Here is a 24,334-nt window from a genome sequence, read left to right on the forward strand (position 1 = left end):
CATAGCTATTGCCTAAGAAATATCCATTTTAAAGGGGCTAACTGTCAACATTCAACTACTTATTTATAAGGTAGTGTGGCTATATCTCACTTTAGGTGTGTTTACATTCTAAATTGGAATTTACGAAATAGTCTTTGCCGTGGTTAGACTTTGACTGCCCTTTTTCGTTTGAGCTCTTTGATATCCTGTCTTAATACCTGCATCTTGGCCGTTTTTTCCCGAGGGAAGCCAATAGCCGTTTTCTTTTTATGGGTTTCCATCGAACGCAGGTTATAGTCCAGATCGAATTTCTTGGAGCTGATTTCCCGTTTTACCTTTTGACATAGCTTGACGAGTTGCAGGGCCACTTTTTCCGGATCGAACCGTTGCTGTTTTCTGCCAGCGATGTGGATATTCCTGAACTCTAGCCGATAGCAATAGAGATAATTGTGGTTTGAGGGAACATATTCCGCTTGAAAGACCAAATTGGCGTTCAGGGTTTGCAAGCGGGCAACTTGCTTGTGCTTTTGTATGTTCAGGTTCAAATTCGACCGTTCGACCATCGCCAGGCCCAATCCTTTGAAAAATGTTTTGGGTTCCCTTATGTTATGGACACTCGATTCGAGTTCGGAACCCGAAACGAGACCTAGCAAACTTCTTTGCAACTGGCCCATGTCCTCGGGTTCGATTTCATCCATGGGCAGGTTCAGCTGGCTGATCGTATTTTGCGCCCTCTCCAAATCGGCCACTTGGGAAACAATATGTTTGTTTTCCTTTTCGATGCGCTCGATGGCTTTGAAGGAATTGGCCTTGTTGAGCTCGTGCAACCGCTTTTGCGATTGTAGAAACTTTAGGTCATCCGAAAGCTTGACGAGTTGAAACTGGTCCATATCCCCAATCAACGCGGCCTGCATCTGTTCATAGGACAGGCTCTTGTCATCGGGAACGAGGTCGTCATAAATGCGCTTGTTCGGATCGGCCTCCCTGATCTGTTCCCGAAATCTTTCTTTATGGGTATTCAACGAATAGGAAAAGATGTCCGTGGAATCCTTGATGCCGTAAAATCGCTCCACCACCGTATTGCCATAGATTTGGGCCACTTCATTTCCCTTGCGCAGGCCCCGTCCGGCACGTTGGTCGAAGGCATCTGGGGAATAGGGAATGTCCATATGGAAGATGCCTACGACCCGTTTTTGGATATTCGTGCCCGTACCCAATACCTGTGTACTACCGAGTGCCACCCTAATCTCTCCATTTCGTATCTTTTCTTGCATGAAATCCGTTTTGTTCTTCGCCTTTTCCTCTTGGGCCAAGGCAATTTCATGGGCTGGAATGTCATAGTCTTCCCGAAGGATTTCGCGGACCGTGTCGTACGAGTTGTACTGTCCCGGTTTCCAAACATTCAGGTCGGAGAACACCAAGCACACCCCTTTGTGTTCCGATGTTTTTTTATAAAGCTCGGCAACATCCCGGCACAGACGTTGCAGTTTGAATTGGTCGAGTTCCGAAAAATCGATGGCAAGATTGTCCTTTGCCAAAGGGTCGATCAAAAGGGAACGGTTGATGTTGAGTGCCGTTATGTGTGCGGACTTCATTTGGTCTGCGTTGTAAATGGGAACCTTGAACAGGGCATTTTGGTTGAGATCCTTTGTAAACCTGAGCGAGGCCTGTTTGAGTTCTTCATAGGCTGGTGTCGACTCCAAAATGATAAATTCCCTGTCCACTTCAAGGTCATGGGTCTTGAAATGTTTGTCCCTACAGATATGGGTAAAGGAGTTGTACATCTTGCTCAATTCGGGCAGATTGGTATAGTATCGAAATCGCGCATGCATCCTCGGATCCCCGAAAATGTTCGGTTCGATGCTTACGCTCTGCTTCAGGAAAATCGAGGCCCAAGCATCGAAATTGAAGATGTTCTTGCGCTTCAGTGCCGCAGGGGTAAGATAGCGCTGGTAGGCATACAGTTCGGTAACCGAGTTTTTTAGAGGGGTGCCGCTATAAAAAAAGATGTTTTTGTCGGGACCCATCCTGTGGTGGATGGATTTTATGCTGATTTCAAGGTCCAGGTTCCTTTGACTGTCCGAATGGTTGTTGAGGCCGGATACGTTCTGATGCCGGGTCGTGAAACCGATGTTCTTGAAATAATGGGCCTCGTCGATCATCAAAGCTTCGATGCCCAGATCGGTCAGTGTTGTCTCCGATTCCCCGGACCGTTCCTCCAATTTTTTTAAGGTCGCCTGCAACTTATCCTCCAAATGTTCCTTTCTTTTGATAAGGCCCTTAATCAGTTTCTTGGATTCCTTGATATTTCCGTATTCCCTTGCCGTTTGTAAGTCCTGTTCGATCATATCGATTTTTTCCCCGAGGATATTCAGGACGAAATGTCTTGATTTGGGAATCTGCTTTAAATGGCCATGCTCGGCGATAATCAGGTCAATGGCCCTATGGTTTTTTATCGTTTTCAAGGTCCTGGCCCTTTTGCCCTTGGCCATGTTCTTCGAACTTAATCGGAGGATGTTCAACTGTGGGAAATTGGCCCTGATCTCGGCCTCGATCTGGGGGGCTACGCTTTTTAAAGTCAGTAACAGGGTTCTCCTGCTTTTCCCGTGCTGTTTCAGTTTATGGGCCAGCATGGCCATGGATAGGGTCTTGCCCTTTCCGACCTGATGATCGTTCAGGGCACTCCCTTTGGTAAGCCCGAAGAGGGTGGAGTCGATCTGATGCTGGTAGGGCGGGTAGACCAAGGTATCGGGAAAGGTGAGCCATCCCTTGGGCACCGTGATATTGACATCGGCCAAAAAGGCCTGGTAATAGTTGTTCTCAATGGTGGCCTTCAACTCTTGCCGCCCTTCGATAAAGGACTTGAAGTGGAGCTGCAGCTCCTCGTAAAGATTTTGGGCCATCAAGGTGGCATCCTTGTCCAATTTCCTAATGGTCTTTCCAGATCGGTCCTTGAACGAAGTAAAAATGACCGGATACCTATTTTCCGCAAAATGTTGCAATATCCGTTTATAGTTCGCCTTGACCTCATGGCGGAGCACCACACTGAATCGTTCGTGGGCCTCTTGGTTAAAGTCCCTTGGGAACATAAGGGTCAGGGTGGAGTTGAACTGCGCCATATTGATTTGTACCTTCTCGCCTATGAGTTCCTCCAAAAAAGACTCCTTCGCGGAAATAGGAATAAAATGGCTTTCGAAATTGAACTCGATATCGTCCAGGTCCAACTTTGCGGGAAGCAGTTCCGTCAATGCCCGTTCCATCTTTTCCATTTCAATTTCGAATGGCGGAGGATGGTTTCGGACATATTCGATCTTGTCTTGGATATAGCCACTGGAGAATAGAAAATAGGGCACCACGGCATATCCCGTTTCGGATTCCGTATCGGGCTCCAGAAAAAAAGAAAGGGTCTCCAACCCGTTCAGCAACAATTGTTTTTCGTTGGTCTTAAAGGCTTTTGCCATGGCAACTATATCGATTTGTCCGTTATGGTCAAATTGATAACGTGCCATTTGTTCGGGATTCTCGAATCGGGGTTCCTTCGCGTCGGATGTATCTGGGCCGATTTCAGCAGGAACGGTTTCATCGGGTTTTGTTTTGGCGCCAGGAGCCTTCAGAAATCGTTCCAAGGCAAACGACGGATTTTTGCCATAATCCTTTCCCTCCACCTTTTTCTCGAACTGCTGACGGACATGCTCGAAATAATGGTCGTCCTTCAGAAATATGAGATGCCCCTTTAGGAATCCCCACTTAAAATGGAAGGTGTCCAATTGGTAGTCCAGGTCCTGGAAGCGTCGGGCAACTTCTTGCTCCGGAAGTTCTCTTTTTTCGATATTGAGGTTGAGCAGGACAAGCTCGTTCCGCATACGGGCGTAGTCCGACACCAGTTCCTTGATTTTATGGGGTACCTTTCTTGTGCTCTGTGGGTCAGTGTAAAACAGCACCTCCCCTTTCTTGTTAAAATTGTAGGTGCCGAAAAATAGTCGGGAGTATTGTTTTGCATCGTCATCATGCAAGACAATCGGAGGTAAAGCCGTATCGACGATAGGAGGCGTTGGTGGTGCTGGCGTTTGTTCATCAGCCATGGCCTCCTTTGGCAAGGATTCCGGTTTTTTCGTTATATCGGAAGGTGCCGGACCGACCTCGAACTTGAAACCATCGGATTGTCCTTCCAGAAAACTGGACAGGAGTATTTCGTTGGGTTCAACGACCATACTTGGCCTACTGTGGAAAAAGCCGAGCTTGGGCGTACCGTGGACGTTCCCCGGATTGTTCTTGAAAAAACGATTGGTCAGAAAGGATTGACCTTCCAGTTCAACGGCTTCGGTATCCGCAAAATCCATTTCGTCGGCGGACAGCGTTTTTTTGTTGGAAGTCCTTCGGTAAACCAATAGATCCGATACGACCTTGGTGCCCTCCTTTACGAACAGATCGGTGTTGAAACGGTTGGCCAGGAGTAGGTCGTTCTCCAACAATATAGACTCCCTAAAGTCATTGTAGGCACTTCGCTCGGCAAAGGCCGAAGAGGTAACCAAGGCCGTGATACCGCCATGACGTACCATCTTCGGCGCATAAAAATTAAAATAATTGCCCACATTCTTGAGCGGACCTTCCGTCAGGTAATCGTGTCGATAGGCCTTGGTGATGGGAATGTCGCCAAAAGGGATATTGGTCATGACCAGATCGAAACGGGTCTTTTCCCCTTGATCCAGAAAAAAATCCTCAAAAGTGGTGTTCAATACGGTTACACGGTCGTCTTTTTGGTTGTTGGCCTTGAGGATCTCAAAGGATAGGATATCGGGTTCCATAGCTGTGATATGGGCTTCGGGGAAGGCCTTTTTCAATTCCTGCACATAGGCCCCATTGCCCGCCGAGGGCTCCAGTATGGTCTTGGGTTCAAACCCGTTCTTTTTTAGAAGACCGATTTTATATTCGATAAGGGTCTTGGGGGTATAGTAGCTGGTCAGATGGTACCGCCGCAACGAATCCAGTATTTCCATGAAGGTCTCCGGAAAGGCCTGTTCAAGGGTCTGAAGCAATTGTTGCCCCTGTTTTTCCTTCCCGGATGCAGGATAGAACAACAGTTCCCCCAACTTGGCAAGTCCGGAATTGTTGATATAATAGTTCTTGGGATTCGATGCCTTTATCAAGGCAACGATCTGGGCCAAATGTTCCTGTTTCATCCCGGACTATTGAAGCGATTTCAGAATGGCCGCCCTTCCCTTTGGGTGTTTTTCGTTCAGGGCCCGATAGATATCCGACAGGGCTTCATTGGCATGTTCCAGCGCAAGGGGCCCAATGTGGCCGTCCTCAAGAAACTGTTCCTGCAATTTGGCGTGCAGGATATGGGCATTGATGGCAAAATCAAAACGGTATTCCGCAGCATCCAAACGGGCGGTCAGGTTCGGATAGGCCTCCAACGCGTAAAAACAAAAATGAAGGTCGGGACCGCATTCCCCACTGGAAAGCTGACGCTCCCAGTCCTTGATCGTTTCCGGATGTTCGGCCCGGAATTTTTGGGTTTCCGAGGTAAGCAATAGTTCTGCCTGTGTCATAGATTGTATTTTTTAAGGTTTGTTTGACAGTGTAAAATCTTTCGCGTTTTCAATATTTGGACGCAGAGTTTCGTTCAATTCGATAAGGTGTTCGTACAAGGCGTTCTTGAACAGCATCACGCCTTCAAGTGAATCGAAGTGATAGAAAACGTGTCGCCCCTTTTCGGAGTGGATGAATAGTTCATAGGCCTGTTGCTCAGTACTTTCGCTCCATGGTTGTAATATTTCTGATGTAAAATCCAACAACGTGGTAATACTGTCCATAAGGAAAGCATCCCGTAGTAAGGGGCGTCCAGTTGTGTCCAAAATCGTTATCTCAAAAAGCATGGTGTCAAATGGAAAATTTAATTCTTCTTTTTTCTTTAGTCCCCAATGGTTCCAAGGGATTGGTACGGTTCATATATTCCCTGTAGCCACGGTAGTATTCGGGATGTTTGCTTTTTAGATTGGCAATGGGCCTATATTCCTTGAGTTCTGGTTTCTTGCCGTTTTTAGTCAACGCAAAATAGGTTTTACCTGAACCGTAATGCTTTTTTAGCAGTAGGGTATCGTTGGTCTGCCGCAAGGGAATCTTGTCCACATCTATGAGATAGTCCTTCTTCTCAATAAGGTTTTTGACGACCTCGTACTTTAACCGTTTCGGGACGTTTTTGGATTCCAAAAAATCATCCAGCAATGTCCATTGCTTTAAAACATCGATACCTCCCACACTGTCCGTAGCCTTTAGGAATAATCTGTTCCCATGAATGCCTAGGAAAACGCCGTATTTGGTCTCGGCCAAAAAGGTTATTGATTTTTGTCCAAGTAATGTGCGGAATTCGCCTACCGAGAGATATAGGCGATTTTTTTCATTGGCGACTTTTAGATAGGGCACCAGTACGACAACGTTTTTTCCTAGGGTTGCTGGAACGAAAAGTCCCTCCAAACCTTGTTCGACCTGAATAGGCAACGTTTTGGAAAATTTGGGTAGTTTATCGCCAGGCGGCCCTAGAGTTTGGATGCCATTTTGTAGATGCCGATTGTATGAGTAAATATTACTTAAAGTATCGTTGAAAAGGTGGAGCAGCCTGTTTTTGGTCTGCATATCCAAATGGTCGACATCCCTTTGGAAATACCTGTGCTTCATAAACAAATGATCGGATCTGGAAGGATACAGGTGTTGAACCCTTTCCTTTAGTAGCGAAATGGAATAGTTGCGCCAGACCGGACAATTGTTCACATGGGTAAAGGATATATAAGTCCTATTCTCTACCCTATGATACCCCAATAACAGTTTCATCAACTTATTTTCGTTTTCATGGATGGATATGCGACCTATAGGGGTAATATTCCGGTCTTTTTGGAACAGCTGGTCTTTACTTTTTAAAAGGGCCAACTGCTCTTTCAATGCCGTATTGATAAAACCCGATTCGGCCAATTTGAGATCACGGACATATCGCAACTTTCTGAGGTCATTCAATTGATCGGTCGGAACGGCCTTAAATTCAAATTTTTTAAATGCACTGAAGTCGGGGTCCAAAAATTGGGACACAAAATTTTTGATCCTGTGGAAGAGTTTAATGGAATTGCGAATAGTGAGATACGATTTCATGGCTATCGGTTCAATCGATTTTTAAATTGGAATACGCCTCATACTTTATATTGAAGGAAGATGCGGGATTTACCCTCTTTCCGTCCTTGATGACCTCGTAGTGCAAATGGGGTCCAGTGGAAATCCCCGTATTCCCAACGGTTCCAATAAAATCATGGGCATCGAGTACTTCCCCGAGTTCGACCGCCACGGATTCCATATGCCCGTATAGGGTACTGAAACCATAGGCATGTGAAATGATAACATGCAGGCCATGCCCATTGGGATCGTTTTCGATATGGGCCACCCTTCCGGCAGCCGTACAATAGATCGGGGTATCCTTTTCCGCCGCCAAATCGACCCCAAAATGCTTCCTAGTGACCCGATGGATGGGATGGTGCCGGTTTCCATAGGAACTTGAGAGAACATAGTGCTCCCGGAACAGGGGAACCGTCGAGGGCACACTGTCCAAGATTTCCGGGCGCAAGGGCAAAAACGGTTTTAACCGGTCCATTTGCTCGAAATTTTCCAAGTCGTGCAATAATTCGTTGAGCCGTTGATAGATCAGGTCTTCCCTTGATTCCTCGGTCATGGGTTTGTTTATTTGCCTTGTTAGCTTTCCAAGGTCTTTGGTATTTTGGGGATTATTGTAAAAAAATCGATTGGCGGCGATACAAAGAAAGAACACCCCGACAAAAATCCAGTAACTGCTGTTCTGTGGGGTAAAATGACCGCTATCCGTGGAATTGGTGATGCCGCCCACTTTTTGGGCGTATCCCTTTATCCAACCGATCGAAGATTTTTTAATGTTCTTCCATGTGCTCATAACGAATTTATTGCGAAGAATCTTGACAAAATTTTGATTATTACAAATTTTATTTATATTTGTAGTAATTATTGCAAATATATGTAATTTTTACAAATATGAATAACACATGGCGAAAATTTGATGCAACGCTGGATCTACCGGCCCTAATGGATTATTTTGGGCTTGTGGTGCAACGAAAAACGAGTACCATTATATGCTACCAAATCGGGAAGGAGCAGTATATCGTCATAAGGACCGAGTTCGGATATCGCTATTACAAACCGAGCGGACCCAAGACAAAACTGACCGTTTTTGACTTTATATTGGAACGGCTTTCCCGAACGGATGCAGAGGCGAGAACGGGTCTGTGGACTAAAATCGAGGATTTCTATGTAGAGCTTGAAAAAAAATCGGAATTTTTTCTAAATGACGGCTCCAAAAATTCACTTGAAGTTGTTGACATCGGTTTCAATCATTTTGAAGCACTGACCGAGGAACTTTCCCTAAGGCCGAAAATCCTAGCAGGCGTCGGTTCCGACATTTTCCAAGATTGTATCTACGAAAATCCGGAGGGCCAATTGTATTTCCCCTATCGAAACTTAGCCAACACCCTTACGGGATATGCCATGGACAAGGAAGGGAAGCTTTCCCTGATAGCGGAAAGCGATATTTCCAAATCCGTTTGGTTCAGTAAGGTCCCCGATACCATCAAGCATTTAGTGGTACTCCGCAACCCCATGGAGGCCATGGCCTTTCATCGAAGGTTCCGATTGGAGAATGTGGTCTACCTTACGATATCCAACATCAATTACGACACCTCAAAACTACTGGTGCAGATTCTGAAGCGTACGAAGCTGAAAAAAATGGTGCTCAGTTTTACCGGATCCTCCAAGATCGAGGGCTATATCCATGACCTGATGCTCATTTCCTTTATCAACGATTCGCGCTTTCTGTTCAGGGTGGGCAAGGACCATTTGGCCGTCCGCTTCGATCCCGAAGGGCAGAAACCGTTGGCGAAGCTGCACAATGAGGTACTGAAATACAACGGAAGCTTGGCGAAGGAATATATCAAATACAACAAAGTTCCCGACCAATCGCTCCTTAACAGGAAGAGCATCGTGCTGACCAAGGAAAAGCAGTGGGTATCGTGCCGTATTCCCTTTGAGGTCAACGCACTTCGCTATTTTCTCTGGAGCTATTACCGAAACTATATGGACAAGACCGTTGAGATCGTTAAGCCGGTACACACCAATTGGAGGCTGGAGTTCGAAGCGAACGGGGCCTATGGCGGAACAGAAAAATTAAAGGCTTTTAGGATGGCCGTATAAATAAAGGGGGCGCTCCCGCCCCCTTCAATCCTTAATTCCGAACATGAAAAATGGAAATGTCATATCCAGAATTACAAAGTTAACAATTGTTTATTAATCCTTAATTTAAAACTTGAAAAATGGAAAAACAAGCAGAGAAGGTTTTCGTAAAAGTAAACCAACGGTGGCAGCGAGCGACCGTAACCGGAGAAAAGGACGGAAAGGTGTCCGTTATGACCAATGATGGACAGTCGTTCAAGCTGACGAGAAACAAGAAATGGTTTGAACCTATCGAATCCCAGGATCAGAAATTCGCCTATCGGGATGTCAGGGAACAATTGGAGGGGCAGTACATCAGTTATAAGAAGCTCGCCCCGAATGTACGCACGAATCTGACCGAGGGACAGGAGTATTTCCACGAGTCCACCTATATCTCTGATGGCGAGCTCAAGGAAAGTGCGAAAATGATACAGATGGTCTATGACCGGAACTTGGGTTCCCGAATGGATGTCCAGTTCCGAAGAAATGAAATGGTGACCTTGGACGATGCATGGGCCTATAACCATAGTTTCAGTGCCGACGAGTTCGAGCGCATGGTGGACAAAAAGGAGTTTGTGCTGTTCCAGGGAAGCACCAACGACGGCGAAGTGTTCCAAAAACTGGCCTATTACGAGCCGAAGGTACAGGATATCCGTACCAAACCGGCACTTTCCACGAACACCTATTTTTATGGGCAAAAGTTGACGGCGAAACAGGCCGATGTGCTCAACAGGGGCCAGGAACTCGAAATGGTCATAAAGAGCAAAGTCCACGGGAACAAACCATATATGGTATCCTGGTCCCCCCGTAGGCAGACCTTTATCACCAAAAAAGTCGATTTGGAAAAGGCCAAAAAGCTTGAGGTAAACCCCGGCGAAAAAAAAAAGTCGCGCAGCCGAGGCATGAAAGTCTGACCGATTGACCAAACAAAGGGCCGTCCATTACGGACGGCCTTCTTTTCATCGATACTCTCTACAAAAGTTAACAACGCGGGGGGAGACCCACGAGGTATTATTAATGAAATCAATTTAAAATATAGAGTAAAGTTTGGGACATATCCACATGGAATGCTCCCAAAAAAACCATGCCTATATGAAAAATTATGCCGAAAATCCGGAGCACTACAAACGGTTGATCGCCCAGATCGATCGTGAGGTCGATTTTCCCGGATACCTGATCGCACAGGGCTACCAATTGCTCAAGAAAAGTTCGGGTTCACAGGAATTTGGCAAGGAGGCGGAACGCCTCGTCCTACAGACAAAAAGAAATCCCGTAACCTATTTCAATCGCAACGACTCTTCGGACAAGGGGCGATTTTTCAAATACCTCCACAAACGCTCCGCCAATTTTTACGAAGCCGTAAAACAGGGACTGGGCATCATCCAAAGGGATTATCCCGAACCAACCACCGTTAAGGTGAGCCAAAAGAACAACAAGCGCATCAGCTTGGAAGATCGTTATCGTATCGGTCCCTTAACCAGACCGAACTATTTAATGGAAGGTCGCGGACTCTCCATAAACACCCTCCAATCCGAAGCCTTCAAGGGCAGGATCTTCAATGCCTTCCACGTCAGTGACAACAAGGGCCGCATCGCCAATATCGCCCTTCCCAAATATGGATTGGACGGTAACATCAAGAACTATACGCTTTATAATAGGCCCTATCGGGACAGAAAGGACGGAAAGGTGAAAAAGTTCCGGTTGTTCCTCAACGAGCGTTATGAATACCTTTTCGTTTCCAATCCAAATATCAATGCGGAAAAAATAGTTTGTGTCGAGAGCGGTTTCGATGCCATGGCCTACCATGAACTACACGGTTGCCCAAAAATATTCTACATCTCCATGTCGGGCCATATCGACGAGCGGAAACTCGAACAGTTCCTCCAATGGAACCGTACGGTAGACCCTTCCCATACGCTCCCTCTTCTTTTGGCCTTTGACCATGATATCGAGGGGATGCGCTACGACCTTATTCTTTTGAGCCATTGGATCAATCGAAAGTCCAACCGGGTATTCATCGAAACGGATTGGAAACGCCCCGTGATGCGTTTGAAACTAAACTATCTTTCCAAATCCATTGCTATCATGGAACGGGATACCGATTACATTAATGAACGGATTTCCAGAGGTTCCCACGGAATGCCCGAAGGTCTTCTAAAAGCCATCTGCTATCGCGACAAGGTGCTTTGGGAACTGGATTTGGAAAGGATAGTCTCCCTCCCCCAACATTCCAGAACCTATTGGCGGCTGGCAGTGGAGGCACTTTCAAAATGCTTCGCATCGGGCATCCTGAAAATGGACAAATGCCCCACCATGAAGGATTGGAACGAGGAACTGATCTCGGTAAAAAAAAAGTCCAGTTGTCGGCTAGTGAATCTACTTTAAAGACTGTCATGGACAGACCGAGGAAAACCCAAAAAAGAAAAGGGCATGCAAGATAAGAACAAGGGCTATATGGGCATGTACCTATCCGCCTTCCACTTCGCCATTATCCTGTTCCGGGAGCAATATGCCCTGTACATATTCCATTACGGGCATCAGGGATTCTTGGATAGCATCCATTCCTTTCTGGTACGGTCCGGGCTACCGTCCCAAGGCATGGTCGCCCGTCTGCTCTTGTTGGGACTTCTGATGGGCGGTATCATGATGTACCGTCCGGTCAAAAAAGAGGAAGTCGGTCGCAGAAAAAGTATTACGGGCTTTCTCGTTTCCTTGGCCTTGCTGTTCGTTTCTTGGTGGTGCCACGGTGTTTCCGAGCTGGGGATGTGGGCCTCCATGATATTTCTTTCATTGGCCTACTTGGGATTGATGACCTTCGGGATGCGATTGTTCCAGTTTTTGGACTTCATGAACTTGGCAATAAATGACCCCTTTAACGATACGAAGGAAACCTTCGAGCAGACGGGGACACGGATAGACACGCCCTATTCCGCCAACATCCCGTACACCTATTCCCACAATGGGAAACAACTGAAAGGATGGATCAATTTTGTCAATCTTTTCAGGGCATTGTTGGTCATCGGCACTCCGGGGAGCGGCAAATCCTTTTCCGTTATCGAGGAAATCATGGCCCAGTTCATCGACAAGAAATACGCCATGGTCATCTACGATTTTAAGTTCGATACGCTGACCCGCAAGGCGTACGGTTATCTACAAGAGGCCATAAAAAAGCACGGCAACGATTCCGAAATACCCTTCCCTAAGCTCTACCGTATCTGTTTTGATGACCTTCGGATGACCCATCGGAACAACCCCATGGATCCCTATGGCCTGGTCAACCAGTCGGATGCCATCGATACGGCCACGACCCTTATGAAAAACCTCAATCCCGAATGGATTAAACGACAGGACTATTTTTCACGCAGTGCCATCAGTTATACAGGGGGCTGTATCTGGTACCTCAAGAAAAAATCGGAAGAAACCGGCAAATATCTTTGTACCCCGGGGCATTTGGCCATTCTGACCACCGTAAAGATCGATATATTGATGGAAATCATGACCAAGGACGTAGAGGTACGCCAAATACTGGTGCCCTTTCGGGACGCATTGGAAAAGGAGGCCATGGAACAACTGTCTGGCCAGACCAGTACGGTCCAGATAAGCCTTTCGAGTATTGCGACCAAGGAAATCTTCTATGTGATGTCCGGCAATGACTTCAGTCTGGAAGTAAATGACGCCCGATATCCCAAAATCGTATCGCTACAGAACAATCCCGAACGGAAAGAGGTTTATTCCGCACCTTTGGGCCTGTACATGAACACTATTCTCAAGCGGGTAAACAAACCGGGCAAGCGGCATATGGCGTTACTTATCGACGAGGTACCCACCTTGTTCATCATGTTATTGCGGACCATTATCGATACCGGGAGGGAAAACAAGATCGCCACCATTTTGGGGCTTCAGAGCGTCGGACAGCTTATCCTGGATTACGGCCGGGAACTGGCCGATGTCATCTATGACAACTGTGCGAACCTTATCTGTGGTGCGGCCAAAGGCGAGACGGCCAAACGGTTGAGCGAGCTTTTCGGAAAGATTCATCAAGAAAAGGTCTCAAAGAACACGAGCAGTTCCGATGTAAGCACCAATCTGAGCACACAGATGATGGAGCTATTGCCCAAGAGCAAGATCGCATCCATGTCTACCGGACATTTCGCAGGGTTGGTGGCCGATACTTTCGAGCATCAGATCAAGGAAAAGAAATGTTATGGCCAGTTGCTCCCCGACATCGAAGGCAAGCGAAGGGCCATGAAACACAAGTTGCCCGTTGTCAAGGATTTCAAACCGGAGAATTTCGGGGAACTGTTCCAAGCGCAGATGAAGCTCATAGAGGAACTGGATTTACAGAAGAACGTCTCGGGCTTGTTTACCAAGGAAATCGGGTACATCGAATTTTATGGTACGCGTCTGGAAGAAACGGCCAAAAATGCATTTACCAATGGTACCAAACGCCGAATTTTTAAGGATGTGGTCAAGGAGCTTCGCCTGTTCGATTTCAGGGAGGATATTCTGGAACTACTGAATACTGGTCCAAGGGGTGCCGATTGGCAAAGGTTATTGGCCTATATTGTGGAGGAATTTTTGGTACGTACGGAAATGGACCGTGTGGCCCAGGCCGAATTCGACAAGATCATCGGTGAAGTGGACTGCTTGGTAAAAGAGGAATATAAGGCCGTTACGGGAAAAGAGCTTGAGAGCGCCATATTTGACGAAAAGAAAATAAATGGTGAAATTGCAAAATCAATCGACAACTCCGAGGCGGCCGTAGAAAAATTCATGGACGATTTCGGGAAGGAACTCGATGGGTCCCTGTCCCAAAGTTTGGCAGCTTTGCAGGAAGAGACGGAGTATAATTTTGAAGAGGAATTTTCCTCGTATCCCATAGAAAATTTTGAATAATGGACATTGAATCGATCATCAATCTGGACTCCAAGGATTTGGGGTATATCGGGGAACGCTTAAAGGAAATACGTCTTGAACTGGTGGAATTGGACGATGTCGAAGACAAACGGTTCAGTCAGTTTTCGATGACCAATCTGAGCGATTACCTGAACATGGACCGTACAACTTTGGCCAATGTGGAGCGCGGTTCCTCAATGGTCAATTCCATCAAGATCATCCTCTATTTCTACAGTTTGGGCTATAATCCCATTTGGATTCTGTTACCCGATAACGAGTTCGTGCAAAAACGTAACCTTGGGGAAAATATGGTCTACCAAGAAGGGCTTCGTGAGAAATACCTTGAGCTGGAGGAACGGGTTTCAGAGGCCATGAAGGAATTCAAATCGTCCTTGTAAATTTTGCATTCGGCGTAATTTCTTGCCGTTAAAAGGGTTCTTGGTCCAATATCCCCATTATTGTTTGCGAAGACCTACCTATGCTTTGTTCATGGCTATATACCAATGTCCATGGCATTATACAATCATTGCTATATAGCAACCTATAATGCACTGTATATTCAATGCTATATAGGGATATAGCATCAAATGTTCATATGGTCATATGACCATATGATACTATGGTTTTAAAAAGTATATTTATGGAAACAAAAATAATTTCATGTACGGGGGAAAAGGGCGGTTGTGGCAAGACGACCCTGAATATCATCTTGGCCACCAACCTTTTCCACCTGTACGGGAAGAAAGTAGTATTGATCGATATGGACAATCCCCAGTACTCGGTTTACAAAAAGCGGAACCGAGATCTTGGACAGGCAGGTTCGACCGAAATGCCGATATTTCCCGTGGAGCGGGCAACGGTCCAGACCCTGGAACCGTTGATCAAAAAATATTATGGTACCGTGGATTTTATCATCGTCGATTTCCCCGGAAACCTTAACGAGGAAATGGTAAGGGGGCTGCTGTATGTCGAACATATCTTCATTCCCTTTTTCCTTGACGAACTGGAAATCGACAGTACGGCGGTGTTCTACAAAACACTGCAACGGAACTATCTATGGAACGAAAATCGGGTACTGCGGTCCGTCAACCTGTTCTTCAACCGCTACGAGCTGGTCAAGGTCAATAAGTTCGATGCGGTGAGGAGAACCTTGGCAAAGGCGGGAATGCCCATGATGGAACAGGTCGTCATGGAACGGACCGTGTACAGGGAGCGATACCGGAATACCCTGATTCCCATTCCCCCGACAAAAGAGAACGGGGAACTGGGGCTAAAACGATTTATGGAAGAGGTCATGAGAATTTCAAAAAATTAAAAATGGGCAAAAAAGTAAACGTTAAGGACTTGCTGGAATCGGCCATCCTAGAGAATACGGATACCAAGGAAGAGGTCGAGGGACTTAGGGAACAACGGCACGGCACGGTCGGAAAAGTTGGAAAAAGTCCAATCCGGAAAAACAAAAGAAACGATGACTACGTTAGAGGTGGTAACACGCGTGGGGCCACGGGACGTACATTTCCCTTGGCAAAGTTAAGCCGTAGGGAACAAAAGAAGGTAACGGATCTCGAGACGTTGCTGGAACAAAACAATTATATCGACAAAAAGGAGCAATTTATCTTTAGGTTGAGCAAGACCTGTTTTGAGGACTATGAGCGACTGGCCAGCGCATGCAGCTACAAGTTGGAAAAAAAGGTCTCGCGCAACGATATCATGCGAAAGGCCTTGGAGCTTTACCATCAAGAAAACATTCGGGAACTTCAACGAATTATCGACAAGATTTGAATTGGCAGTGGGAACATATCGTCTATGCCGTCATCGGTATCCTGTGCCTGTTGTGGTACCTATGGGTCTTTGTCATACTTAAAAAATCAAAAAACGAAAAAAATGTTCAGGAAAATGATTCATATATGCAAAAATCACATATATTTGTAAAAAACACATCTTCAAAGGATAAAGATATGGACCAGTTACTCAACCGTGTCGATGAGAATGAAACCAGCTCCGAGCTGTTGGATATTTTCAATGCGTCCGATAAAGATGTTCAGAATGAATCCTTAATTCCAGAACATGAAAAATTCAAGATTATCAAAAATTCCGAGTCCCCTCCGGAACCGGAGGTGGACGACTCCGATTAACGTCTTCCTGACCCTACTTCTTGTTGTTGCTTTCCATTCGGCCGGCTTTGCCCAGATCGATGAACTGGTCGATCAGGTCAACGAGGCGGAACAGGGTACGGCACAGATAGGGAACAGTATTTTCCGCATCATCAAGATTGCCGCAGGCGTACTTCTGGCCATCGCGGCACTGGCCTTTCTCATCATCAGGGAACAGAACCAGGACATGGCGCGTAAAGTGGGCAACGCCATTGTCGGGCTCGTTATTTTCTACGGCCTTATTGAGATCGGGGAAAACTTGGCCAACTGATCATGGAAAACAAGCTGGTCAAAATTCCAAAGGCCCTGCAAAAGGACGTCTCCTTCTTTGGGCTTCGCGCTAAATATGTGGACCAAGCCTTTAAGGGCTCGTTCCTATCCCTGATGGTAGGGCTGTTCCTCAGCACGGTCATCCCGACCTTTCTGAGCCTTTTGCTTTCCTTCTGTACCGCGGCCCTCTATATCGTACTCATGCTTTTCTATTCAAAGGCTTATGGGGAAAATGGCTTTATCAAGTCCCGAGCGAACAGAAAGGGACCGGATACCATTAAGGGCCATGTCAACAAAAAAAATTTGGTGCTATGGAAAAAAGATTGAATCTTCTGGATGCCTTTCCCATTTACGGTTATGAGGCACCGATCTTGGTATCCAAGGAACGGGGTTGCCTGAGCATTCCGTTGCAATTGGAACTTCCCGAAATCTACACTTTGGACAGCAAGGATTATCTGAACCTGAACCGGATGGTCTCGGGTATCTTGGAAATCCTGGGCGAGAACTGTCTTTTGCACAAACAGGACCTCTTCTTCGGGGAAACCTATTCCATGGACCGACAACGATTGGAACGGGATTTTTTCGAGACCGAGGACGAACGCTATTTCAAGGACAGGCCCTTTTTGGAGCACCGGTGCTATCTAGCCATCCATAAAGTGCCCAAAAACTATATCGGCCGCACGCCTATCGGGGCCAATTCCTTCTTAAAAAAGGAGCGCCGGTTCTATGGCCAAAGCTATGTTCCCGAAGAATACCTCGATGGGGACACAATGGCGGATTTCGAGGCCAGGGTCGGTGCCGTCAACGATCTTATCAACGATTCGGGCCTGATGAGCTCGAAAATCCTTGATTCCGAGGGACTTTTCGGTCGAGCGGGCTATTACGATTGTTATCTGGAAGCGCGCTACGGGGAAGGTACGGGAAGGGATATCGACTTTTCCGAACACGGGCTGCGGGTCGGCGACAAACAGGGACAGTACTTTACTTTGGAAAACCTGGACCAGTTCTCCAAGGAGGATATGGCCTTTCACGAATATTTTGGAAAATACAGCACCGGTGACAACCTCTTTCCTATAGGAAACCTGTTTTCCTTGGGGTTCAGGATTCCGCAGGAACATATTGTCAACCAATATATCTATACCCCCGAAAAGGAGAAGGCCATGGCCAAACTTAGGTCGAAGGCCAAACGTCTGGACAAATATGCCCGCAACCGCAAGGGGGACAAGAACAGTACCTACCGGGACCAAATCTATGAGTTCCAGCAGCATATCCTGAACGAGCATAAGGAACTGGTCTATTATCACTTGAACGTATTGGGCCTTTCTAGCTCCAAAAAATCCTTTAGGTCGATGTGCAATTCCATCCGGTCGGCTTTTCGGAAGCTGGGCATCCATGCCAAGGAAAATACCGTGGACCGAAAAAACCTCTTTTTCGGGGGTATCCTTGGCAACGGCATTGGGTTGAGCATGGAACTCTTCAGCCCCTTTTCCTCGGAGATGGCGGCCAGTCTCTGGTATTTTGAAGGTGGATATCGAAACAGGATGCACGGCCCCCACGGACTGCGCATGGTCGATAGGGCCACGGGAAAACCATTATTGGTAAGTCTCTACCGCGATCCCGAGGCAAAGGACTGGATCTTTAACCGGGGCATGCTCATCGCCTCCGGTTCCGGTGGCGGAAAGACCTTTTATGCCAATGCCTATCTGTTCTCCGAATATCGCGAGGGAGCGGAAATCCTCATTCTTGAGAACGGGAATTCCTATGATAAGTTGTTGGACCATCTGGACGGGGTCGTCATAGAGAACGACGACAAAAATCCCTTTACGTTCAACCCCTTTATGCTGGATTCAGGGGATATGGTAGAAAAAGATGGCCAAAAGATGCTTACCGAGCACAAGCTGACCCAGCTTATCGCATTGGTCTATCTTCTGTTGGGACGAAAGGACAATGCAATGGACGACGGTCATGACAGTGCCGTGATCCAGACCATTATTGAATTGTTGGTACAGGGATATTATCGGGACCAGTTTATCAAGGATAGTCCCGATAACTCCTTCAATACTTTTTATGAATATTCGGAAAGGCATTTGGAGCGACTTATGGATTCCAAGGGCATACGAAAGGAAGTCTTCGACCCCAATCTGTTTTTACTGCTCTTGGGCAAATATGCCCACGATGGCCCCAGGGCATACCTGTTGAACAGTAGGGACAAAAGGATAGCCCAATTGGGCCGTGAAAGGTTGGTCTACTTCAAACTCGAAAACCTAATCGAAAACGAACAGCTCTTTCCGATCTTGGCGTTCCTGATGATCGATGTGTTCGACAAAAAACTGAAGGATCCAAAAAAACTTTCCTTAAACAAAATATTGGTCGTTGACGAGGCGTGGAACCTGTTCGACAATCCGATAATGGCCAATTATTTTGACGCCAAATCCAGAATGGCCCGGAAATATGGGGGCCAGCCCATTTTTATCTCGCAAAAGGTAAGCGATTTTGTCAAATCCAAATACATAGGCAATACCATCGTAGTCAACAGCCACATCAAAGTATTGCTTGACCTCGGCGAGTTCGGCAATTCCTTTGGGGAGATCCAACGGTTATTGGGCCTGAACGAGAAACAGAAGCAACTGATCCTATCCATCAACAAAGATTTGCCCATGGGCCGAAAGCTAAGGGAAATGGCCATTTGTTGGAAGGACCGCGTCAAGGTGTTCGGATTGGAAACCTCATTGCCGACCAAATGCCTGTTCGAGACCAACCCCAACGAAAAAGCAAAGATCAACCGTCTCCACGAAAAACACGGTCGTGTTTGGCAAAGAACGGCCAACGCCTACAAACAGCTACAAAACGAACTGGTGGAATCCGGTTCTGGGAATTTGAACGGCAGCGACATTAACCCTAAAAATAGAAAATGATGATATACTTGAAACCAAGAATTGTTTACCTAAGAATTTTAATCGGGCTACTCCCTTATTTCGGGTCCGCTCAGATTCCCGTGACCGATGTGGCGGCCAATGCCCAACTGGTAATCCTCAATCAAAATGTGGCAACATTGAATTCGCAACTGGTCACGTTGAACTCGACCATGGGCAAGCTTTTGGCACAGATGGAACGAAACGTTACCGTCAATTCCAGTGCCTCCAAGATCCTGAGCCAGGACCTTACGGCAAAACGGACCCCTGCCAGTTATGTCATGGGAAGTCCCGAAATGACCGAACTCTATAACCTGAAGGACAAGATCGTGGAAGCCTATAAGGGTACTCAGAAAAATCTGCGCTCTTTCGCCAATCTGGAAAAGGTAGAAAAGGAAAGGGCGACCGAAACCTTGGCCGATGCCCTGGTACAGGTTACCTCCTTGGTCTCCCAAGGATCGCATATCGCCTCCACGGGCGAAATCATCGAATCGGCCGACCGGCTTTCGGCACTACGGTCAATCTTGGACAAAATGGACAGCGTGCTGGAAACCATCATAAAGGTCAATACCTCGCTCTTGCAAAAAAACGAACACCGCAAAGCGGTTTATTCCTTGATCAAGACCAATTGATGTACGTTATGCAATCGGATACAGGTTTTAGGGTAACGGTCAACACGATATTCGACCAATATATCGATGATGCCTTTGCGAATTTGGGGCCCACCTTGGGCATTGGTTTTCAAATGGCAAAGATCGGGTTGGGCATTTTCGCCATCATGCATTTTGTGGGCAATGATCGTGCCGATGTGTTCAAGGCCCTAAAGTGGTTTCCGTTGATGTTCATCCTTTTCAACTATTCGGAGTTTGCACACGCCATCTTTGAATTCTATAGCAACCTCGGCTCCTCGTTTGTCAGTACCCAAAAGAACTGGGATACCATCGGGCAAAAGGTGGCCCTGGCCCAGATCGATGTGGCCGCCAACAATGTGGTGGAATGGAACATGTTCAGCATGGATATCGATGGACTGCAATCCTTTGCCCTTACCGGTTTGGCCGGTTCCATAACGGCCTTTGCCCACATCATCTCGACGTTGATTTTCGTGGGCATCAAGGCATTGGCCACCATCTACCTGTTCATTCTTATCATTTTCGGGCCTATCAATATCGGGCTTTCGTTCATTCCCGCCATTTCGGGCCTTTGGAAAGCATGGTTGCAAAAGTTCATGAGCCTCTGCCTATGGCTTCCCATGTTGTATGTAGTGGATATGTTCATGGTCAATCTTGTCGATGCGCTCGTGGACCATTTGTTGCGTAACAGTGCCTACGACCTCGGATTGATCTTGAGTTCCTCCCTCCTAATCTTGATGACCTCCTTCTTTTATATCAAGGCCCCTACACTAGCCAACTTTGTAGTGCAGGGACTCAACATTTCGGGCGGTGGCATCGTCTCCAAGCCCAAGCACTATGGCAAAAAAGCGATACAAACGGTCATCGATGCAAAGAGCGGCGGGGCCACAAAAGCGGTTAGGACACTTACGCAATAATTAGGATTATGAAAGGAAAATACGAGATATTCAATGATATCGCCCAAAGTAGAAGGCACAACAACAGGCTCGTCTATAGCTGCCTGATCTTGATGATAGCGGTCTTCGCGATTGCCATCTATTTCGTGGTATCGGCCCATGAGCGTGCCAACAATAACGCCTATGTGCTGCATGGGGGGCAACGCCTCCCCATGGTACCGATCAGGGATGCCAAGGAAAACCTCGAAATTCTTTGCGAAGGTCACGTCCAAAACTTTCATGAACTGTTTTTCTCGTTGGAACCCGATTTGAACCTGATCAAAAGAAACATAGAGGAAAAAGCCTTGTTCATGGTCGATTGGTCAGGCAACCGTTTATATGCCCGTTTGGTCGAAAAAAAATACTTCCATGATGTGGTAATGCGTGACTATCACTACTTTGTGGAACTTGATTCGATTCAAATCGACTATGCAACCTATCCGTTTCCGTTTACTTTTTACGGCAAACAGGCCATAGAAAAAGGCAAATCCACAACGTATAGGAACTTGGTCACTAAGGGGCACCTGAAAAAAGCGGGCATTACCCCGAACAACCTGAACGGAATCAAGATTATCGACTTTGAGGTCGTGGACAATTCCGATCTCGAGCGTAGGTAACATGAAATTCAATGGCAACATAAAGCGTTTGAAGCGATGGGTCGTAAGGCACAGAAATTTTGCCATGGCCCTACCTTTTATTCTGGTACTGACCAGTTTTTTTGTCATTGAGAACGTCAAGGATTTCCAAATGGGGCTCGGCGACACTACCGATCCCACGAATGGCTTCAATCCAGATCTTCCCGGCAAGGTTCCGACCTTGGAATCCGAAGCTATCGCCGAGCCTTGGAAATTAAAGGACTCAACAGAAAAGAAAAAGGTAGTGAAATCTTCGTCCTTACCGGACATGACCCAGATGAACGATTCGCAAAACGATTCGCTCCAAAAAATCTTGAAGCGATTGGAAGGACTATCCTTGGATACTAAACTCCAGGAAACGATGGAGACCGACCCACCGGATAGAAAGAAAACCGTGGAGAGGGAAAAGAAGAACAGGATGACCGCGGAGGAGCAGAAACAAAAATTCGTGGAGAACCGCTTGGCCTACCGTGAAATGCTGCTGGAGGGAAAAAGGAAAATAGTCGGGGAATCCTTGACCGGCAACCGCTGGCCCCAACAGGAACGGATGCCCGTTACCAAAAAGCCGATCTTCTTTAGGGCAACCGTATATGGCGATCAGTTCATCTTGCCCAATGAGAATGTAAGGCTACTGCTCATGGAAGATATGGTCCTTAGTGATAAACGATTTCCCAAAAATACCTTCATCTACGCTATGGCTTCCATACAGGGAAATAGGGTGTATTTGGATATAGACAATATCGAGCACCATCCGGTCGATATCTCCGTCAGGGACTTCAACGATGGGAGGGAAGGAATCTACAACAAAAGGGCCGGGGAACTCTGGAGGGAGTACAAGGCCGAAATGGGAGGCGATGCACTGCGAGGGGCCACCGACGAAATTACCAGCGGCGCACCGGATGTTTTAAAAGGCATCGCCCAAGGGTTGGGGACTTTCCTTCGAAAAAAAAGGTTACGGGAAAAAGAAAAAATCCTATTGATGGATGATTATGAACTCTTATTGGCAACACAATGAAAATAAAAGCTGTACTTACAATAATTGGGCTATTGGGGTCTCTATCGGTTATGGCGAAAATGGACACCATTGCGGTTTCAAGGAACTATAAGACCATTCTGGTACTGCCCGCCCCTTATGATTTTTCCATTAATGGGAAGGAGCTGAATTTTTTGGAGTCCTTTCCGACGAAAAGTGCTTCCGCAACCTCAGAGCGTATCGTTTTGCTTATCTATAACGATGTGGCACCCGACACCTCCGATTTTACGAACTATACCATTTATACCCGTGACGGTCGTGCCTATGATTTTATCCTGCAACTGGTGGACATCCCCGCCAAGAAGCGATGGACCATAACCACCGACATGGTCGATAACCTCGAAGAGCTATCCCATAAAAAAAGTGCTACTGAATTGGATGAATCCGACTTTGCTTCATATCCTGTCATAAAGGAAAAGGAAACCATAGCGGCCACTGAAACAGTTACGGAAACATTTAAAGTTATACCCGAAAAGGAGATAGATGGGGAACCCTTGCCGCTTACCCAGGAATTGTATGTCTTGGATCGAATGGAATATATACGGCGGAGATGTTATTACAACCAGTTCAACAAGGGCAAGATCATCCGATATTTTTCCAAATACGATGATGTATTTCTCTGGCTGGAGAACGTGTATTATGAGAATAACGAAATATACCTACAGTTTCGCTTGGAGAACAAGGAACATATAGACTATGATGTCAATTTTATAAGGTTCAGCATCGCCACCAACTACAAGAATAGTTCGAGCAATGTCAAGACGGAACACAAGCCCTTGTTCAGGTATAAAGTTCCCAAAAAGGTCGAGGGGAATTCCGAGAACTATTTTATGGTGGTCTTCGATAAGTTTACCCTTGACCGGAGAAAGTCCCTCGTAGTGGACCTAGATGAAGAAAAGGGCAATAGAAACCTATCCTTGGATATAGACCAACTTGTCATCAATAACCCATCAGGATTTAAATTATGAAAGGCCATAATGCGCATTTATAAGATAATGACCAACTCCAACCGATATAATAAAAAGGCTGTCATCACTGGTTGGCTAAATTTTAAATAGATGAGAACAAAGTTATTTTTCATTACGGTACTATTTTGTCTTGTGGCTTCATCCGTTTCAGGCCAAATGCGGGGCAACCTTGCTTCTTCGGTCGGCGTGAGCGGTGGCTATGTCGAGGATGGTTATGGTATTATGGGAACGTTTAATTTTCATCCCAATCGGTTCCAATATTTTCAGATAAGTGTTTTGGCCGCAATTGCCGAGGACAAGGGTGCCCAAAATATTCCCTATAATATTTTCACTATCCAGCCGGGGCTGTACTATCGTGTATTCATGGCGCCTCGAAGAAAAAATTTTAGTCTCTTCCTTGGTGGCGGTGGGCTGTTCGGATACGAGGTCATCAACAACGGAAGCAATGAACTGCCCACCGGTGCGCTTATCAATGGCAAAAGCCAATTTATTTACGGCCTATATCTCGGTGCGGAAATGGAAATAGGCCTAAGTAACGATTTTTCGCTATTGGTCAAGGCCAACGAATACTACCATGTCAATTCGGACGTGGGAAATTTTTATCCGTATGTCGGCGTCGGCCTACGGTATTTTTTGTTTTAAAAAGCG

At 46.4% G+C, this 24,334-nt stretch carries 22 protein-coding genes; 17 read left to right on the forward strand and 5 right to left on the reverse strand.

The features are described from left to right. Nucleotides 1-143: 143 nt before the first annotated feature. Genes IL355_RS10435 through IL355_RS10455 form a run of 5 tightly spaced genes read right to left on the reverse strand, consistent with a single transcriptional unit; the run spans nucleotide 144 to nucleotide 7,927 of the window. Nucleotides 144-5,159 carry a helicase-related protein gene (locus tag IL355_RS10435; RefSeq protein WP_099545110.1) on the reverse strand — a complete coding sequence of 1,672 codons (5,016 nt, stop codon included), beginning with the start codon at nucleotides 5,157-5,159 and terminating at the stop codon, nucleotides 144-146. Nucleotides 5,160-5,165: 6 nt separating this feature from the next. After that, complete coding sequence (locus IL355_RS10440) at nucleotides 5,166-5,531, reverse strand: hypothetical protein (protein WP_099545109.1); 366 nt, start codon at nucleotides 5,529-5,531, stop codon at nucleotides 5,166-5,168. Nucleotides 5,532-5,543: 12 nt separating this feature from the next. Beyond that, a complete protein-coding gene (locus IL355_RS10445; protein ID WP_192462068.1) occupies nucleotides 5,544-5,837 on the reverse strand; it encodes a hypothetical protein in 294 nt (97 codons plus the stop codon). A 25-nt stretch (nucleotides 5,838-5,862) separates the two neighbouring features. Further along, the gene (locus IL355_RS10450) at nucleotides 5,863-7,122 is read right to left on the reverse strand and encodes a hypothetical protein (RefSeq protein ID WP_099545106.1); all 1,260 of its coding nucleotides are present in this window, start codon (nucleotides 7,120-7,122) and stop codon (nucleotides 5,863-5,865) included. Between the two features lie 10 nt (nucleotides 7,123-7,132). After that, on the reverse strand, nucleotides 7,133-7,927 hold the full coding sequence (locus tag IL355_RS10455) for a M23 family metallopeptidase (protein WP_099545105.1): 795 nt from the start codon (nucleotides 7,925-7,927) through the stop codon (nucleotides 7,133-7,135). Between the two features lie 98 nt (nucleotides 7,928-8,025). Here IL355_RS10455 and IL355_RS10460 point away from each other — a divergent pair, with 98 nt between their 5' ends. The 17 genes from IL355_RS10460 to IL355_RS10540 all read left to right on the forward strand — a co-directional run bounded on the left by IL355_RS10460 (nucleotide 8,026) and on the right by IL355_RS10540 (nucleotide 24,328). Continuing rightward, nucleotides 8,026-9,237, forward strand: coding sequence for a hypothetical protein (locus tag IL355_RS10460; protein WP_099545103.1), 1,212 nt, complete (start codon nucleotides 8,026-8,028; stop codon nucleotides 9,235-9,237). 119 nt (nucleotides 9,238-9,356) lie between these two features. Beyond that, a complete protein-coding gene (locus IL355_RS10465; RefSeq protein ID WP_192462069.1) occupies nucleotides 9,357-10,169 on the forward strand; it encodes a hypothetical protein in 813 nt (270 codons plus the stop codon). A gap of 178 nt (nucleotides 10,170-10,347) precedes the next feature. Further along, nucleotides 10,348-11,640, forward strand: coding sequence for a hypothetical protein (locus IL355_RS10470; RefSeq protein WP_123803375.1), 1,293 nt, complete (start codon nucleotides 10,348-10,350; stop codon nucleotides 11,638-11,640). 45 nt (nucleotides 11,641-11,685) lie between these two features. Then, on the forward strand, nucleotides 11,686-14,151 hold the full coding sequence (locus IL355_RS10475; protein ID WP_099545099.1) for a type IV secretory system conjugative DNA transfer family protein: 2,466 nt from the start codon (nucleotides 11,686-11,688) through the stop codon (nucleotides 14,149-14,151). Further along, nucleotides 14,151-14,549, forward strand: a complete 399-nt coding sequence (locus IL355_RS10480) for a hypothetical protein (RefSeq protein WP_099545097.1) — start codon at nucleotides 14,151-14,153, stop codon at nucleotides 14,547-14,549. Before IL355_RS10475 ends, IL355_RS10480 begins: the two co-directional genes overlap by 1 nt. Before the next feature lie 242 nt (nucleotides 14,550-14,791). After that, entirely contained in the window at nucleotides 14,792-15,466 is a 675-nt protein-coding gene (locus tag IL355_RS10485) for a ParA family protein (protein ID WP_165776568.1), read from the forward strand. 2 nt (nucleotides 15,467-15,468) lie between these two features. Beyond that, on the forward strand, nucleotides 15,469-15,933 hold the full coding sequence (locus IL355_RS10490) for a hypothetical protein (protein WP_099545093.1): 465 nt from the start codon (nucleotides 15,469-15,471) through the stop codon (nucleotides 15,931-15,933). 125 nt (nucleotides 15,934-16,058) lie between these two features. After that, the gene (locus tag IL355_RS10495) at nucleotides 16,059-16,286 is read left to right on the forward strand and encodes a hypothetical protein (RefSeq protein ID WP_162987837.1); all 228 of its coding nucleotides are present in this window, start codon (nucleotides 16,059-16,061) and stop codon (nucleotides 16,284-16,286) included. Further along, nucleotides 16,219-16,575 (forward strand): hypothetical protein, encoded by a 357-nt coding sequence (locus IL355_RS10500; protein WP_099545091.1) that lies wholly within the window; start codon nucleotides 16,219-16,221, stop codon nucleotides 16,573-16,575. Before IL355_RS10495 ends, IL355_RS10500 begins: the two co-directional genes overlap by 68 nt. Before the next feature lie 2 nt (nucleotides 16,576-16,577). After that, nucleotides 16,578-16,901: a DUF4133 domain-containing protein gene (locus tag IL355_RS10505; protein ID WP_099545089.1), complete on the forward strand. Its 324-nt coding sequence runs from the start codon at nucleotides 16,578-16,580 to the stop codon at nucleotides 16,899-16,901. Beyond that, the gene (locus IL355_RS10510) at nucleotides 16,886-19,489 is read left to right on the forward strand and encodes a TraG family conjugative transposon ATPase (protein WP_099545087.1); all 2,604 of its coding nucleotides are present in this window, start codon (nucleotides 16,886-16,888) and stop codon (nucleotides 19,487-19,489) included. The genes IL355_RS10505 and IL355_RS10510 overlap by 16 nt, the downstream gene beginning before the upstream one ends. Then, nucleotides 19,486-20,118 carry a hypothetical protein gene (locus IL355_RS10515; protein ID WP_099545085.1) on the forward strand — a complete coding sequence of 211 codons (633 nt, stop codon included), beginning with the start codon at nucleotides 19,486-19,488 and terminating at the stop codon, nucleotides 20,116-20,118. The genes IL355_RS10510 and IL355_RS10515 overlap by 4 nt, the downstream gene beginning before the upstream one ends. Before the next feature lie 8 nt (nucleotides 20,119-20,126). After that, on the forward strand, nucleotides 20,127-21,032 hold the full coding sequence (locus IL355_RS10520) for a type IV secretion system protein (protein ID WP_165776567.1): 906 nt from the start codon (nucleotides 20,127-20,129) through the stop codon (nucleotides 21,030-21,032). 8 nt (nucleotides 21,033-21,040) lie between these two features. Further along, nucleotides 21,041-21,667, forward strand: a complete 627-nt coding sequence (locus IL355_RS10525) for a hypothetical protein (protein ID WP_094997547.1) — start codon at nucleotides 21,041-21,043, stop codon at nucleotides 21,665-21,667. 28 nt (nucleotides 21,668-21,695) lie between these two features. Then, complete coding sequence (gene traM, locus IL355_RS10530; protein ID WP_192462070.1) at nucleotides 21,696-22,700, forward strand: conjugative transposon protein TraM; 1,005 nt, start codon at nucleotides 21,696-21,698, stop codon at nucleotides 22,698-22,700. After that, nucleotides 22,697-23,686: a DUF4138 domain-containing protein gene (locus IL355_RS10535; protein ID WP_099545079.1), complete on the forward strand. Its 990-nt coding sequence runs from the start codon at nucleotides 22,697-22,699 to the stop codon at nucleotides 23,684-23,686. Before traM ends, IL355_RS10535 begins: the two co-directional genes overlap by 4 nt. 90 nt (nucleotides 23,687-23,776) lie before the next feature. Continuing rightward, the gene (locus IL355_RS10540) at nucleotides 23,777-24,328 is read left to right on the forward strand and encodes a conjugal transfer protein TraO (protein ID WP_099545077.1); all 552 of its coding nucleotides are present in this window, start codon (nucleotides 23,777-23,779) and stop codon (nucleotides 24,326-24,328) included. Nucleotides 24,329-24,334: the final 6 nt, after the last annotated feature.

The sequence above is a fragment of the Euzebyella saccharophila genome (assembly GCF_014855495.1).
Taxonomy (GTDB): Bacteria; Bacteroidota; Bacteroidia; order Flavobacteriales; family Flavobacteriaceae; genus Euzebyella; species Euzebyella saccharophila.

What these genes read in the sequence shown, in the direction of transcription:
- IL355_RS10495 (WP_162987837.1), top strand. Translation starts at nt 16,059, where the DNA reads ATGCAAAAATCACATATATTTGTAAAAAACACATCTTCAAAGGATAAA.
- IL355_RS10490 (WP_099545093.1), top strand. Translation starts at nt 15,469, where the DNA reads ATGGGCAAAAAAGTAAACGTTAAGGACTTGCTGGAATCGGCCATCCTA.
- IL355_RS10505 (WP_099545089.1), top strand. Translation starts at nt 16,578, where the DNA reads ATGGAAAACAAGCTGGTCAAAATTCCAAAGGCCCTGCAAAAGGACGTC.
- IL355_RS10440 (WP_099545109.1), bottom strand. Translation starts at nt 5,531, where the DNA reads ATGACACAGGCAGAACTATTGCTTACCTCGGAAACCCAAAAATTCCGG.
- IL355_RS10515 (WP_099545085.1), top strand. Translation starts at nt 19,486, where the DNA reads ATGATGATATACTTGAAACCAAGAATTGTTTACCTAAGAATTTTAATC.
- IL355_RS10520 (WP_165776567.1), top strand. Translation starts at nt 20,127, where the DNA reads ATGCAATCGGATACAGGTTTTAGGGTAACGGTCAACACGATATTCGAC.
- IL355_RS10470 (WP_123803375.1), top strand. Translation starts at nt 10,348, where the DNA reads ATGAAAAATTATGCCGAAAATCCGGAGCACTACAAACGGTTGATCGCC.
- IL355_RS10480 (WP_099545097.1), top strand. Translation starts at nt 14,151, where the DNA reads ATGGACATTGAATCGATCATCAATCTGGACTCCAAGGATTTGGGGTAT.
- IL355_RS10475 (WP_099545099.1), top strand. Translation starts at nt 11,686, where the DNA reads ATGCAAGATAAGAACAAGGGCTATATGGGCATGTACCTATCCGCCTTC.
- IL355_RS10435 (WP_099545110.1), bottom strand. Translation starts at nt 5,159, where the DNA reads ATGAAACAGGAACATTTGGCCCAGATCGTTGCCTTGATAAAGGCATCG.
- IL355_RS10455 (WP_099545105.1), bottom strand. Translation starts at nt 7,927, where the DNA reads ATGAGCACATGGAAGAACATTAAAAAATCTTCGATCGGTTGGATAAAG.
- IL355_RS10485 (WP_165776568.1), top strand. Translation starts at nt 14,792, where the DNA reads ATGGAAACAAAAATAATTTCATGTACGGGGGAAAAGGGCGGTTGTGGC.
- IL355_RS10500 (WP_099545091.1), top strand. Translation starts at nt 16,219, where the DNA reads ATGAAAAATTCAAGATTATCAAAAATTCCGAGTCCCCTCCGGAACCGG.
- IL355_RS10450 (WP_099545106.1), bottom strand. Translation starts at nt 7,122, where the DNA reads ATGAAATCGTATCTCACTATTCGCAATTCCATTAAACTCTTCCACAGG.
- IL355_RS10525 (WP_094997547.1), top strand. Translation starts at nt 21,041, where the DNA reads ATGAAAGGAAAATACGAGATATTCAATGATATCGCCCAAAGTAGAAGG.
- IL355_RS10510 (WP_099545087.1), top strand. Translation starts at nt 16,886, where the DNA reads ATGGAAAAAAGATTGAATCTTCTGGATGCCTTTCCCATTTACGGTTAT.
- IL355_RS10540 (WP_099545077.1), top strand. Translation starts at nt 23,777, where the DNA reads ATGAGAACAAAGTTATTTTTCATTACGGTACTATTTTGTCTTGTGGCT.
- IL355_RS10460 (WP_099545103.1), top strand. Translation starts at nt 8,026, where the DNA reads ATGAATAACACATGGCGAAAATTTGATGCAACGCTGGATCTACCGGCC.
- IL355_RS10535 (WP_099545079.1), top strand. Translation starts at nt 22,697, where the DNA reads ATGAAAATAAAAGCTGTACTTACAATAATTGGGCTATTGGGGTCTCTA.
- IL355_RS10465 (WP_192462069.1), top strand. Translation starts at nt 9,357, where the DNA reads ATGGAAAAACAAGCAGAGAAGGTTTTCGTAAAAGTAAACCAACGGTGG.